Below are 12,842 nucleotides of genomic sequence, written 5' to 3'. Positions count from 1 at the left end.
GGCCTGAAAATCGCCGCAATAGGTGCTATATTGGCCTCAGACACAGTTTAACGCGCGGTAAAGAGGTCAGGACATGAACCAGATAATTAATATGATTATGCGTCGCGTGATGGGGCGTTTGATCAACAAAGGCGTTGATATCGGCTTTGATCAGGCATCAAAGCTGGGCAAGGGGCGTCGGGCGTCGGTGGACCGTGACGGCAATCCTGTCCAACCAAGCGCCGAGGAAATGGCCCGTCGTGACAAAAGCAGCCGCGAGCAGGGCAAACAGGCGCGCAATATGGTCAAGAATATGCGCAAGCTGACGCGTTTCTAACCCGCGTGATCAGACGCTGCGAAGTTTAACGCGGCGCGCTGAAATGCTTGCTGAGCTTGAGACCCTGACCCTGGTAGTTCGACGCGATGCCCGACCCGTAAAGCTGGGTCGGTACGTCGGTCATTTTCTCATAGACCAACCGTCCGACGACCTGACCATGTTCCAGCACAAAAGGGGCCTCGTGGCAGCGCACTTCAAGCACGCCCCGTGATCCCGCACCCCCTGCAGAGGCATGGCCGAAACCGGGGTCGAAGAAACCCGCGTAATGCACGCGGAATTCGCCCACCATCGCCAGATAGGGGGCCATCTCTGCGGCGTATTCGGGCGGGATAGTCACGGCTTCGCGGCTGACCAGAATGTAGAACGCACCGGGGTCGAGGATGATCTGACCGTTGTCGCTGTGGACCTCTTCCCAGTATTGCGCGGGGTCATAATGGCCGATCTTGTCCAGATCGATCACACCCGTATGCGGCTTGGCGCGGTAGCCGACCAGCGTGGTGTCAGGCAAGCGCAGATCAACCGAGAATCCCAGACCATCATCGATCACGGCCTCGCCATCCACCAGCGGGCTGTCGGCGTGCAATGCACGCAGCGCGGCATCGTCAAGCGTGGCGGCACCGGTGGAAAAACGAATCTGGTTCAGCCGCATGCCCGGACGTACGAGCACCGAAAAAGAGCGCGGACAAATCTCTGCGTAAAGCGGGCCGGTATAGCCCGGCGCGATGCGATCAAACTCGGTCCCGCCGTCGGTGATGGTGCGCGTGAGCAAGTCCAGCCGCCCGGTGGAGCTTTTGGCATTGGCTGCCGCAGAGGTGCCTTTGGGCAGGGCGAGGCTTTCCATCAGCGGGACAACGTAGACGCAGCCCTTTTCCAGCACCGCCCCATTCGTCAGGTCGACGCGGTGCATCTCGAACTCTTCCAGACGGTCGGCGACCTTGGCCCCATGCCCCGCAAGAAAAGACGCACGCACGCGGTAAGCCACTGTTCCTAGACGAAGATCAAGGCTCGCAGGCTGGATCTGGGCACCGTCGACAGGCGGTGTGCCGATGATCTGACCCGAAACGATCATGTCGGTGATATGCTGGTTGGGAACTACGCCGATCATATCCGGGCCTTTCAAATGCAAACACCCGCACCCATTAGGGTACGGGCGTTTGTTTTATGTCGGTTGGTCGGGCTAGCAGGACTCGAACCTGCGACCTTCCGTCCCCCAGACGGACGCGCTACCAGGCTGCGCCATAGCCCGACATGAGGCGTTTCATACCTGATAAAACCGTGCGTGCAAGGGGGAATTGTCGCAAATCGCACGCGCGGCTTAGACTTTTGTGCTGCGGACCACATCGGCCCGAATGGAATCACGCAGTTCGCCCAAACGGTTAAGCAAAGGCGCGATATCGCGGGCCGAATCCTCGGGCAGATCGCGGCACAGCAATGCAGCAGAAAGCACAGAGGGTTTGGCGGGGAAGTCTTCTTCTGCCGTCAGAGGCGGCAGATCGATCACACGCGGCTTGGGGCCTGCAACAACAGGGGCTTCCGGTGCCTCGTTGATCTCTGGCGCTTCGACGTCTCGCGTTTCGGCGGTGCTGTCTTCCGGCGCTGCCTCTGGCGTGCTGTCGATGGTCGGCGCGGGCGCGTCCTGATCCGGGGTGCGTGTTTGCGCTGCGGCAGGGGCGTCGTCCGGCGTGTTATCGCTTGGCGGCACCGGTGCGTCGGTCATCGGGTGGCGCAGGAAGCCGGGCAGGGTGGCACCGTCCTCAGCAGAGGTATCGGCGGGGGCGACGGTGGTCTCCTCCGGCTCCGCCTCTGTCGCGTCGAGGGTCGGTTCGTCGGCAGGTAGTGGTGTGGTATCCTCGGCCGACATCTCGGGCGCGGAAGCGGCTTCTACATGTGTTTCGGGCGCTTCGACAGGCGCAGGCTTAGCCGCTTTGCTCGCGCGTTGCTCGAACGGGAGAACAACACCCTCGTGGGTCTGTTCTGCGTCCTCGTGCATCGGCGCGGGGGTCATGTCGATGGTGTCGCCACCAGCATCCAGATCATCCTGCGTGACCCCATCAAGAGGCGCGGACAGGGCCGCGACATGGCCCATGCCTTCTTCGCGCAATACCTTCTGGACGCCTTTGATCGTCAGCCCGTCTTCATGCAGCAAGCGTTTGATACCGCCAAGCAGCAGCATATCGTTGGGGCGATAATATCGCCGCCCGCCTGCGCGTTTGATCGGTTTGACTTGCGTGAACTTGCTTTCCCAGAAACGCAGGACATGCGCCTGAATTTCAAGCCATTCTGCAACTTCGGAGATGGTTCTGAATGCGTCCGGAGACTTGGGCATTAGGTTATCGCTTGTTCCCGTCTGCAACCCGGTCCTTCATCAGATGGGACGGGCGGAATGTGAGCACGCGGCGCGGGTTAATCGGGACCTCTTCGCCGGTTTTGGGGTTCCGGCCGACGCGGGCCGACTTGTCGCGCACCGAGAAAGTACCGAAAGATGAAATCTTGACCTGTTCGCCTTTGACCAGCGCGTCGGACATATGTTCAAGCACCGCTTCGACCAGCTGTGCGCTTTCATTGCGGGAAAGACCTACTTCACGAAAGACTGCTTCGCTCAAATCCATCCGGGTCAACGTTTTGTCGGCCATATCTTCCCCCCATGTGTTTTAAGCAGCATAGGCTGTGATTTTTCCGCAAGTCAACAACTATGGGGCGTAACGTGCTGTTCGCGCGAAGAAAAGCCGCTTACCAGCGCAGAACGATCGCGCCCCATGCCAGCCCGCCGCCGATCGCCTCGGTGACCAGCAGGTCGCCTTTCTTGATCTGCCCGCGCTCTTTCCCGACGGAAAGTGCCAGCGGAATCGACGCGGCAGAGGTGTTGCCGTGGTCTTGAACCGTCACGACGACGTTATCCATCGACAGGTTCAGCTTTTTGGCAGTGCCTTGAATAATACGGATATTCGCCTGATGCGGGACGATCCAGTCGACGTCCTCGGCGCTGACGCCGGCACGGTCCATCGCGGTGTTTGCCGACGCGGCGAGCTTTTCAACCGCGTGGCGGAAGACCTGATTCCCCTGCATGCGCAGATAGCCGGTCGTGCCCGTGCTGATGCCACCGTCGACATACAGCAAGTCTTTGTAGCGCCCGTCCGAATTCAGATCGGTGGAGAGGATACCGCGGTCGGCTGCCGTGCCGTCGCCGTCTTGCGCTTCAAGCAGGATCGCGCCCGCACCGTCACCGAACAACACGCTGGTGCTGCGGTCGGTCCAGTCCATGATTTTCGAGAAAGTCTCGGAGCCGATAACCAGCACGCGGTCAGCCTGGCCCGAGACGATCAGCGCGTTGGCATTGGCCAGCGCATAGACAAAGCCCGCGCACACAGCCTGTACATCAAAGGCAAAGCCGCGCTCCATCTCAAGCTGCGCCTGCACCATCGTTGCGGCAGAGGGGAAAGTCAGATCGGGGGTAGAGGTGGCGACAATCACCGCATCCACATCGGCGGCTGTCTTGCCCGCGTTGGCCAATGCGGCCTTGGCGGCAGCGGTGGCCATGGTCGACGTGGTTTCGCCTTCGCCGACAAAGTGACGCCGTTCAATGCCGGAGCGTGACCGGATCCATTCGTCACTGGTGTCGATCTTGCCTTCAAACTCTGCGTTTTCGACAATGCGTTCCGGAAGGTAGTGTCCGGCACCAATTACGACGGCTCTTTTTGTCATTCTTCGGTCTCTTTCGTCGGCTTTGCTGCAGCAACACGCGCAGCCAACCGATTTGTAAATTCACTTTCCGCTAATCGCGCGGCCAGTTTGATCGCCGAGGAAACCCCCGTCGCGTCAGCGGCACCGTGTGATTTAACGACCGTGCCGTTCAACCCCAAAAACACACCGCCGTTCACACGGCGCGGGTCAAACCGTTTGCTGACGCGGCGCAGCGAGGTATAGGCCAGCAGCGATGCCGCGCGGGACCAGATCGAATTCTTGAACGCTTGGCGCAGGCCATTGCCGATCAGCGTCGCGGTGCCTTCACCGGTCTTGATCGCAATATTACCTGTAAATCCATCGGTGACGATCACATCTGCGACATCACCCGAGATATCGCCGCCTTCAACGAAACCGACAAATTCAAAGCCCGCGTCATCCGCGGCGTCGCGAATCAACTCGTGGGCTTCTTTCAGTTCGGTCCGGCCTTTGTGTTCTTCGGTACCGACATTCAGCAACCCGATGCGCGGGCGTTCGATGTCCATACCGTTGCGGGCGTAGGATTTGCCCATCAGCGCATAGCGCAACAGGTCATCGGCATCCGCACGCACATCCGCACCCACATCCAGCAGAACGTTGAAGCCCTGAGGGTTGGTGGAGGGATAGAGCACGGCGATGGCAGGGCGGTTCACACCCGGCAGCTTTTTCAGGCGGATCATCGACAGCGCCATCAGCGCGCCGGTGTTCCCGCAGCTGACCGCGACCGAGGCTTCGTTATCGCGCACGGATTCGATGGCGGACCACATCGATGTGCCCTTGCCATTGCGCACGACATTACTGGGCTTGTCATCCATTGTGACAACCCCTTGGGCATCCCGAATGGTGCAGCGCCCTTTCAGTTCGGGCCGCTTTGCCACCAGCGGTTCCAGCGTTTCGGCAGGGCCGTGCAGGATAAAGCTGATATCGGGATTCTTTAGCGCGGACGCAGAGCACCCGGCAACAACGATTGCCGGGCCCTGATCGCCCCCCATCGCATCAACTGAGATAAGGGTGCGCTGAGTTCTCGCGCTAGGCTGATCGGACGTGGCCGTCATCTGGTGCGATGCCTCTTATGAACTGCGGTTGACGTGACGAGCTTACGCCGCGTCTTCGTCGAGGTCGATCTCTTCGTTCAGAGAAACAACTTCGTTGTCGTCATAGTGACCGCATGCTGCGCAAACGTGGTGCGGGCGCTTCAGCTCACCACAGTTGGAGCATTCGTTCGGGTTCGCTGCAGTCAGCGAATCGTGTGCGCGGCGGTTGTTGCGACGCGATTTGGAAACTTTATTCTGTTGGACAGCCATGTCTGGTGCCTTTGCCTTCGGGGTCGTTCATCGGCTTCCTGCCAAAGACGACCGTGTTTCAGATCAACTCCCGGTTTGGGCGTGACGTGCGTTTAGGCCGAAGCCTATCCGATGTCCAACCTTAATTGGGGTGAAGGGCGCAAAATACTGCGAAAACCCGCCGAAGCAACCCTTTTTTCACCCAAACCAGCAGGGTTATTCGGTGGTATCGTCCTTAAGCTGGTTCTTGAGGCCGGCCAGCCCCGCAAAGGGGCGGGCGTCTTCGTCGGTCATCGGGGTGTCGCCGGGTTTGGTATAGACCGCTTGCCCCAGTTCGGCCCCGTCGGCGCGGGGATATTCGGGAATCTCAAGCGCCAGCGCTTCGATCATGATGGCCGCGGGATCAATCCACGCGCCAAGCGGTTCGGTGCGATCATCCTCGGGCATCTCGACCTCGGCTTCCTCGGGTTCTTCGTAATCCTGCACGAAAAGCCGTGTGACATCGACGTCGATCCGCGTCTGTACTGGCTCCAGCGTCACCACGCAGGGCTGCACCACAGTGGCCCCCAGACGCGCCTTGAGTTCCCAATCGCTGCGACCAAGCGCCTTGAGACGCCCCTCGAATGAAAGTTTACGTAAGGCTGAAAGATCAAGTTCTTCTGCGATCATCCGCAAGCTGTCGGCGTCGGGACGCAGGGAGAAAGGGGTTTGCGCATTCTGCGACAGCTCTGCGACGCGCAATGCTGTGGGGCTTGGGGGCGTGCGAGACATGTTAGGGGTACTTTCGTTTCTTGAACCATGGGGCGTGCTTAGTGTATGCGAGATAAAAGCCATGATCCCCAAGGGCAAGAGGGCACCAAGAATGCGTATCGACCGCCATGTCAAAAAGACACTGCTGACCGCCACAGTTCTCGCTGCTGGTCTGACGCTTGGGGCCTGCTCCCCGCAATACTCCAACCACGGCTATATCCCGCCGCAAGAGGATCTTGAGAAGATCACCGTGGGCCAGGACACACGCGACACCGTGGCCGAAACCGTGGGCGTGCCTGCGTCGGCAGGGTTGCTGACCAATTCGGGGTATTACTATGTCCGGTCGCGCCGTCAGGCGATGTGGTTCATGGCCCCGCGCGAGACAGAGCGCGAAGTTGTCGCTGTCAGCTTTGACAGCAACGGGGTGGTGCAGAACGTCGAACGTTTCGGGCTGGAGCGTGGCAATGTCGTCACCCTTGACCGCCGCGTCACCAGCTCGCCGATCTCGGATAAATCCTTTATCCGCCAGCTTCTGGGCAACATTGGCCGCTTGAACCCTGCGGCGCTGGCTGGCTAGGGCAGGCCCGTGACGGTGCCGGAGGGTGCTGTGATCAAGCCGCTTTTACGCGGTCCGTACCGCGCCTATTGTGCCACCACAGCCGAGGATATCGAGGCCGCGCAAGCCTTGCGCGCGCGGGCCTTTGGGCTGGTCCAGCCGCGCGATATCGACGGGTTTGATGCGCAAAAGCATCATATCCTCGTACGGCATCAAGGCAGCGGTGACCTGCTGTGCTGCTACCGGATCGGGCTGATGGGGGGCGCGTCGCTGGATCAAAGCTATGCCGCGCAATTCTACGATCTGACCAAGCTTACATATTTCCCCGGCGCGATGATGGAGCTGGGGCGGTTCTGTCTGGCCCCGGGAGTCACAGACCCGGATGTCGTGCGCATGGCCTGGGCCGCGCTGGCGCAGTTTGTGGACGCCCATACGGTCGCGTTGCTCTTTGGGTGTACCTCCTTCAAGGGCACAAATCCGGCACCCTATAGCGATGTCATGGCGCTTTTGCACAGCCGCCACCTTGCGCCCCTGCACTGGCAGCCGCAGGTCAAGGCCCCCGATACGGTGGGCTTTGTGGAACGGAGGTTGGACAAACCGGCCGAGAAAGCCGCGCTACAAATGCTGCCGCCGCTGCTGCGGAGCTATCTGATGATGGGGGGCTGGGTGAGCGATCATGCGGTGATCGACCACCAGATGAACACGCTGCATGTGTTTACCGGCCTCGAAATCGCGGCGATCCCCGAGGGGCGTAAGCGCCTGCTGCGCGGTGCCGCCTAAGAGTTTCATGCCTTCGGCGAGGATTTTAGCCCATTTGGAAGAGGGGTCATTGACGCTGACGCGGCGCGGCGCTAGCTGGCTGTCATGGCACGCGCACCCCTATTACAAGTTAACGAGATCTCGCTGACATTCGGCGGAGATCCCGTATTCGAAGACATGTCCCTTGTGGTTCAATCCGGCGACCGACTGGCGCTGGTGGGCCGGAACGGGTCAGGTAAATCCACTTTGATGAAGGTCATGGCCGGATTGGTCGAAGCCGACAGCGGCGACGTGATCGTCGGGCCCGGCGTTTCGGTAGGCTATATGGAGCAAGACCCGGATCTGACCGGATTCGAGACTTTGGGCGACTTCGCGGCCCATGGCTTGGACCCGTCCGAGATGTACAAGGTCGAACGCGCCGGAGAAGGGTTGAAATTTGACCCCGCGCGCCCTGTCAGCACCGCATCCGGCGGGGAACGTCGCCGCGCGGCATTGGCGCGTCTGATGGCCTCCGAGCCCGAGCTGATGCTGCTGGACGAGCCGACGAACCACCTGGATATCGAAGCGATCCGCTGGCTTGAAGACGAGCTGAAAGCGACGCGGGCCGCTTTTGTGATTATCTCTCACGATAGGGCGTTTCTGCGTGAGTTGACCCGTGCGACGCTCTGGGTCGACCGCGGTGTTGTGCGCCGGCAGGACATCGGCTTTGGCGGGTTTGAAGCCTGGCGCGACCAGATGTGGGAAGAAGAGGATATGCAGCGCCACAAGCTGAACCGCAAAATCAAGGCGGAAGCACGGTGGGCTGTCGAAGGCATTTCGGCGCGGCGCAAGCGCAACCAGGGCCGTGTGCGCGCCCTGCAAGACCTGCGAGCCGAACGCGCCAGCCAGATCAAACGTCAGGGCACCGCCGCCATGGCGCTGGAAGCGGGTCCGAAGTCGGGCCGCAAGGTGGTCGAGGCTATGGGCATCACCAAGGCCTTTGGCGACAAGACGATTCTGCGCCCCTTTGACATCACCATCCAGCGGGGGGATCGGATCGCCTTGGTCGGGCCGAATGGTGTGGGCAAGACGACGTTGCTGAATATGCTGATCGGGAAAGAACAGCCCGACGGGGGCGAGATCAAACAGGGTACCAACCTTGAGATCGCGCTGTTCGACCAAGCGCGCGCGCAGCTTGATGGCGATATGTCGCTGTGGGACAGTCTGACCGGCGATCCGGAAATGCGTGTATCGGGCAAGGCGGACCAGATTCTGGTGCGCGGGCAGCCGAAACACGTGGTTGGGCACCTGAAAGAATTCCTGTTCGACGAGGGGCAGGCCCGTGCGCCCGTGCGGTCCTTGTCGGGGGGCGAAAAGGCGCGGTTGCTGCTGGCCAAGATCATGGCGCGCTCCAGCAACCTCTTGGTGCTTGACGAACCGACCAACGATCTGGATGTCGAAACCCTTGATCTGATGCAGGAGCTGCTATCGACCTATGATGGCACCGTGCTGCTGGTCAGCCACGACCGTGACTTCCTTGACCGTGTTGCCGCGACCACCATCGCGATGGAGGGTGACGGCAAGGCGACTGTCTATGCGGGCGGTTGGACGGATTATCTGGCGCAGCGCCAGCAGGATGATTTTGACCAAAGCGTTGTTGCCAAATCAAAGCCCGGCGCGAAATCCGAAAAGCCCAAAGCGGCGCAGCAATCTGGCCTGAGCTTTACCGAAAGGCACCGGCTAGAGGCGCTGCCCGCCGAGATTGCGCGACTGGAAGCCGAAATCGCGAAACTGGAAGAGTTGATGAGCGATCCGACGCTCTATTCCGACAATCCGGTGAAATTCCAGAAAGCGACCGATGCCTTGGTCGAGCGGAATGAAAAGCTGCAGGACGCAGAGGCCGAGTGGCTGATGCTGGAAGAAAAAGCCGAAAGCTAAAGGGGGCAGGGCGACCCGCCCCCCTCGCATACTGTGGGGGGCTTAGCCCAGTTGTACCAGCGCGTGGCGTTTCTTGCCCGCGCTAAGCTTGATCGGTGTGGCCAGCGTGGCGGCATCGACCATCAGGCCTGCGTCTGTCAGCGGTTCGTCATTATAGCGGGCACCGTTTTCGGTGATCAGACGCTTTGCCTCTTTGCCCGAGCCGGCCAGACCGGATTTCACGATCAACTGTACGATAGAGATGCCGTCGCCGATATCCGCCGCGCTGAGCGTCAGGGTGGGTAGGTCATCGCCGACGCCGCCTTTTTCGAACACTTCGCGTGCCGTGGCTTCGGCATTCTTTGCGGCTTCGGCACCGTGCAGCAGGGTCGTGACCTCGTTCGCCAGAATGATCTTGGCCGCGTTGATGTCGGAGCCTTCCAGCGCGCCCAGACGGTCGCATTCCTCGACCGGTAGTTCGGTGAAGATCTTGAGAAACTTGCCCGTATCCGCATCGGTGGTGTTGCGCCAGAACTGCCAGAACTCGTAAGGCGACAGCATGTCCCCGTTCAGCCAGATCGCGCCGCCTTGGGATTTGCCCATTTTGCGGCCGTCGCTGGTGGTCAGCAAAGGCGTGGTGAGCCCGAAAATCTCTTGATCCAGCACGCGGCGGGTCAGGTCGATCCCGTTGACGATATTCCCCCATTGATCCGAGCCGCCCATCTGCAGCAGGCAGCCATAGCGGCGGTTGAGTTCAAGGAAGTCATAGGCCTGCAAGATCATGTAGTTGAATTCGAGGAAGGACAGCGACTGTTCCCGATCAAGACGGGATTTGACGCTTTCGAACGACAGCATCCGGTTCACGCTGAAATGCCGCCCGATGTCGCGCAGGAATTCGAGGTAGTTCAGATTGTCCAGCCATTCGGCGTTGTTCAGCATGATCGCGTCGCTGTCGCCGTCACCGTAGGACAGGTATTTCTCGAACACCTGCTGCATGCCGGCGATATTGGCGTCGATGGCGGCGTTGTCGAGCAGGGGGCGTTCATCCGACCGGAACGACGGGTCGCCCACTTTGGTGGTGCCGCCGCCCATTAGGGTGATCGGTTTGCCGCCGCATTTCTGCAACCAGCGCAGCACCATGATATTCATCAGATGCCCCACATGAAGGGATTTCGCTGTCGCGTCATAGCCGATATAGGCAGGCACAGCCCCGTTGATCAGAGCGTCATCAAGGCCCTGATAGTCCGTACAATCGGCGAGAAAGCCGCGCTCCATCATGATGCGGATGAAATCGGATTTGGGGTGGTATGTCATGGTGCTTGCCCTCAGCTTGGGTGGTGGTGCACTCTATAGGTGCTGAGCAGACAAAGGAAAAGGCCATGAATAAGGCCCAAGGGGCAAGAACCCCGACACGGATCGCGAAAACAGGCCCGCTGCGGGCCGCAGGCGCGATGAGCGGCACCTCGCTCGACGGGGTGGACGTTGCGGTGATTGAGACAGACGGCCGCGATATCATGGGCTTCGGCACGTCGAGCTACCGCAGCTATTCAGCCGAGGAACGCCGCACCATCGCGGCCGGTTTCGGCAAATGGTCAGGGCCAGAGGTGGCGGCGGCGACGCAGGTGGTCGAGGCGGCGCATATCGATGCCCTTGGCGGGTATACCGATGTCGATCTGATCGGCTTTCACGGACAGACGCTGGCCCATGCGCCGCGCATACAGGGGACGTTGCAGGTGGGCGACGGTGCCGCGCTGGCGGATCATCTGGGGCTGCCCGTCGTGTGGGATTTCCGCAGCGCCGATGTGCATCTGGGCGGAGAGGGCGCACCGCTCGCGCCGTTCTTTCACCACGCCTGCGCCCGCTATGCGGGGCTGACGGGGCCGGTGGCCTTTTTGAACCTTGGCGGGGTGGGCAACCTGACCTGGGTGGATCCGGCGATCCCCTTGCCCGAGGCGGAGGGCGCGCTGCTGGCTTTCGACACGGGGCCTGCCAATGCACCCATCAACGATCTGATGCAGGCGCGTCTGGGGTTGCCCTTTGACGAGGGCGGCAAGACCGCGTCGCGCGGGCAGGTCGAGACCGGCGCGCTTGAGCTGTTTCTGGCCGAGCCCTATTTCGCACGGATGCCCCCCAAGTCGCTGGACCGGAACGATTTTGACGAGATGGTCGCGCTGGTGACCGAACTGTCGGACGCAGATGCCGCCGCGACGCTGACGGCGATGTGTGCCGCTGGCGTGGCCGAAGCAATGCAGCATTGTCCGCGTCTGCCCGATCGTGTGTTGGTCACAGGGGGCGGGCGGCACAACCCTGTGTTGATGAAGATGCTCAGCGTCAGTCTGGATTGTCCGGTCATGCCGATAGAAGAGATCGGGCTGGACGGTGATATGCTGGAGGCGCAGGCCTTCGGATATCTTGCCGTGCGGGTGGCGCGCGGGCTGCCGACCTCTTGCCCCGGCACCACGGGGGTGCGGGCTGCGGTCGGGGGCGGCACCGTGAGCATGCCGACGGAGGCGATCAGCGTTTAGAATAAGGCCCTTTGATGGGTTTCGCGCCAGCGTATCGTCACCCCTGTGACCTGCGCTTTTCTCTGGACAGGACGTGTTGCGGCGTGAGTCGCCTGTTAGCATTTCGCGCTATGGTCGTGGGTATTCTTCGTTTTTCCCGAATAAGTTAGCTATGCGGCGCGGGTCTCCGACGTGGCAAGGGGCTGTTGCCCGCTTGCATAGCGGCGTTCCGTAAACAGTCTGTTTCCTTGCTTGGAATCTGGGTGGTTCTACCTTGAATTGTACTACCTCAGAACGGTGGCGCAGAAAGTGGGGGCTTTGCTTGCGCCGTTCCTTTTCAAAAGGAGAATGACCATGACGAGTATGTTTCTTAAAAACGCCGCAACTTCGGTTGCAACGGTATTCATCGCCACGTCGGCCTTTGCGCTGGATGTCGGCGTCGGTGCCAGCGTGGGCGGTATTGGCGCGGGCGTAGGGGCCAGCGTCGGCCACGGGTCCGCCGCGGATGTCGGTGTTGGTGTGGGCGCAGGCAGCGTCGGCGCGGGGGCGGGTGCCTCTGTCGGCGGCGTGGGCGCTGGTGTCGGGGCCTCGGTTGGCGGGGGTTCCGTCGCGGGCGTTGGCGTGGGTGTCGGCAGCACCGGCGGGTCCAACAGCGGCGGCGGCACGACGACCGACGACAGCGGGACGACCGGCAGCGCGACTGCCGCGGTATCGCGCAGTGTCAGCGGCGATGTGTCCCGCGCCGCGGCCTCTGTCCCGATCACGGCGGCATTGGGCGCTACGGTCATGACCACCGACCGCGAAGTCGTCGGTATGATCGAAGACGTGCGCCCGTCGACGCAAGGCAAATTCGTGGCCACCATCCGGATGAACGTCGCCTTTGGCGCGCAGCCGCGGACGATCCAGATCAAGATGCCGATGTTGAAAAGTGACACAGATATGATCCGTGTGGGCTTTACCAAGTCGGGCCTGTTGCGTCAGATCCAAAGCTGACACCGGGCGCGACACCGCAAGCACAAAAAAAGCGCGCCTTGATCGGGCGCGCTTTCGTATCTTCG

14 protein-coding genes and 1 tRNA gene are annotated in these 12,842 nt (G+C 61.0%); 6 read left to right on the top strand and 9 right to left on the bottom strand.

Features of this window, described 5'->3' with window-relative positions; translation table 11 throughout:
* Positions 1-73 precede the first annotated feature (73 nt).
* The gene (locus ACTRWK_RS14420) at positions 74-316 is read left to right on the top strand and encodes a hypothetical protein (RefSeq protein ID WP_005853797.1); all 243 of its coding nucleotides are present in this window, start codon (positions 74-76) and stop codon (positions 314-316) included.
* 25 nt (positions 317-341) lie between these two features.
* Here ACTRWK_RS14420 and ACTRWK_RS14415 read toward each other — a convergent pair whose 3' ends face one another.
* From ACTRWK_RS14415 to ACTRWK_RS14380, 8 genes are all read right to left on the bottom strand, one after another.
* A complete protein-coding gene (locus ACTRWK_RS14415) occupies positions 342-1,421 on the bottom strand; it encodes a 2'-deoxycytidine 5'-triphosphate deaminase (RefSeq protein ID WP_289081042.1) in 1,080 nt (359 codons plus the stop codon).
* A 64-nt stretch (positions 1,422-1,485) separates the two neighbouring features.
* Positions 1,486-1,562: transfer RNA gene (locus ACTRWK_RS14410), tRNA-Pro, on the bottom strand.
* Positions 1,563-1,631: 69 nt separating this feature from the next.
* Positions 1,632-2,642 carry a MerR family transcriptional regulator gene (locus ACTRWK_RS14405; protein ID WP_289081043.1) on the bottom strand — a complete coding sequence of 337 codons (1,011 nt, stop codon included), beginning with the start codon at positions 2,640-2,642 and terminating at the stop codon, positions 1,632-1,634.
* Positions 2,643-2,646: 4 nt separating this feature from the next.
* The gene (gene ihfA / locus ACTRWK_RS14400) at positions 2,647-2,949 is read right to left on the bottom strand and encodes an integration host factor subunit alpha (RefSeq protein WP_005853794.1); all 303 of its coding nucleotides are present in this window, start codon (positions 2,947-2,949) and stop codon (positions 2,647-2,649) included.
* A gap of 97 nt (positions 2,950-3,046) precedes the next feature.
* Positions 3,047-4,018: a beta-ketoacyl-ACP synthase III gene (locus ACTRWK_RS14395; protein WP_289081044.1), complete on the bottom strand. Its 972-nt coding sequence runs from the start codon at positions 4,016-4,018 to the stop codon at positions 3,047-3,049.
* The gene (plsX, locus tag ACTRWK_RS14390; protein ID WP_037953718.1) at positions 4,015-5,091 is read right to left on the bottom strand and encodes a phosphate acyltransferase PlsX; all 1,077 of its coding nucleotides are present in this window, start codon (positions 5,089-5,091) and stop codon (positions 4,015-4,017) included. The genes ACTRWK_RS14395 and plsX overlap by 4 nt, the downstream gene beginning before the upstream one ends.
* 42 nt (positions 5,092-5,133) lie before the next feature.
* Positions 5,134-5,340 carry a 50S ribosomal protein L32 gene (rpmF, locus tag ACTRWK_RS14385; RefSeq protein WP_005853791.1) on the bottom strand — a complete coding sequence of 69 codons (207 nt, stop codon included), beginning with the start codon at positions 5,338-5,340 and terminating at the stop codon, positions 5,134-5,136.
* A gap of 195 nt (positions 5,341-5,535) precedes the next feature.
* A complete protein-coding gene (locus ACTRWK_RS14380; protein WP_074634824.1) occupies positions 5,536-6,090 on the bottom strand; it encodes a YceD family protein in 555 nt (184 codons plus the stop codon).
* Positions 6,091-6,181: 91 nt separating this feature from the next.
* Between ACTRWK_RS14380 and ACTRWK_RS14375 the strand changes: the two genes are divergently transcribed.
* From ACTRWK_RS14375 to ACTRWK_RS14365, 3 genes are all read left to right on the top strand, one after another.
* Complete coding sequence (locus ACTRWK_RS14375; protein WP_037944392.1) at positions 6,182-6,646, top strand: outer membrane protein assembly factor BamE; 465 nt, start codon at positions 6,182-6,184, stop codon at positions 6,644-6,646.
* 9 nt (positions 6,647-6,655) lie between these two features.
* Positions 6,656-7,405: a GNAT family N-acetyltransferase gene (locus ACTRWK_RS14370; protein ID WP_462843968.1), complete on the top strand. Its 750-nt coding sequence runs from the start codon at positions 6,656-6,658 to the stop codon at positions 7,403-7,405.
* 84 nt (positions 7,406-7,489) lie between these two features.
* Positions 7,490-9,301 (top strand): ABC-F family ATP-binding cassette domain-containing protein, encoded by a 1,812-nt coding sequence (locus tag ACTRWK_RS14365; protein WP_462843967.1) that lies wholly within the window; start codon positions 7,490-7,492, stop codon positions 9,299-9,301.
* Between the two features lie 42 nt (positions 9,302-9,343).
* On the opposite strand, the gene tyrS is transcribed toward ACTRWK_RS14365, so the two are convergent.
* Positions 9,344-10,594 carry a tyrosine--tRNA ligase gene (gene tyrS, locus ACTRWK_RS14360; RefSeq protein ID WP_074634826.1) on the bottom strand — a complete coding sequence of 417 codons (1,251 nt, stop codon included), beginning with the start codon at positions 10,592-10,594 and terminating at the stop codon, positions 9,344-9,346.
* Between the two features lie 65 nt (positions 10,595-10,659).
* Here tyrS and ACTRWK_RS14355 point away from each other — a divergent pair, with 65 nt between their 5' ends.
* Positions 10,660-11,805, top strand: coding sequence for an anhydro-N-acetylmuramic acid kinase (locus ACTRWK_RS14355; RefSeq protein ID WP_462843966.1), 1,146 nt, complete (start codon positions 10,660-10,662; stop codon positions 11,803-11,805).
* 333 nt (positions 11,806-12,138) lie between these two features.
* Complete coding sequence (locus tag ACTRWK_RS14350) at positions 12,139-12,777, top strand: hypothetical protein (protein WP_289081047.1); 639 nt, start codon at positions 12,139-12,141, stop codon at positions 12,775-12,777.
* Positions 12,778-12,842 lie beyond the last annotated feature (65 nt).

It is taken from the genome of Sulfitobacter sp. G5_S2_6_S6, from assembly GCF_054968505.1.
Note: the sequence above shows the minus strand (reverse complement) of the source record. Positions and strands in the feature narration are given on the sequence as shown.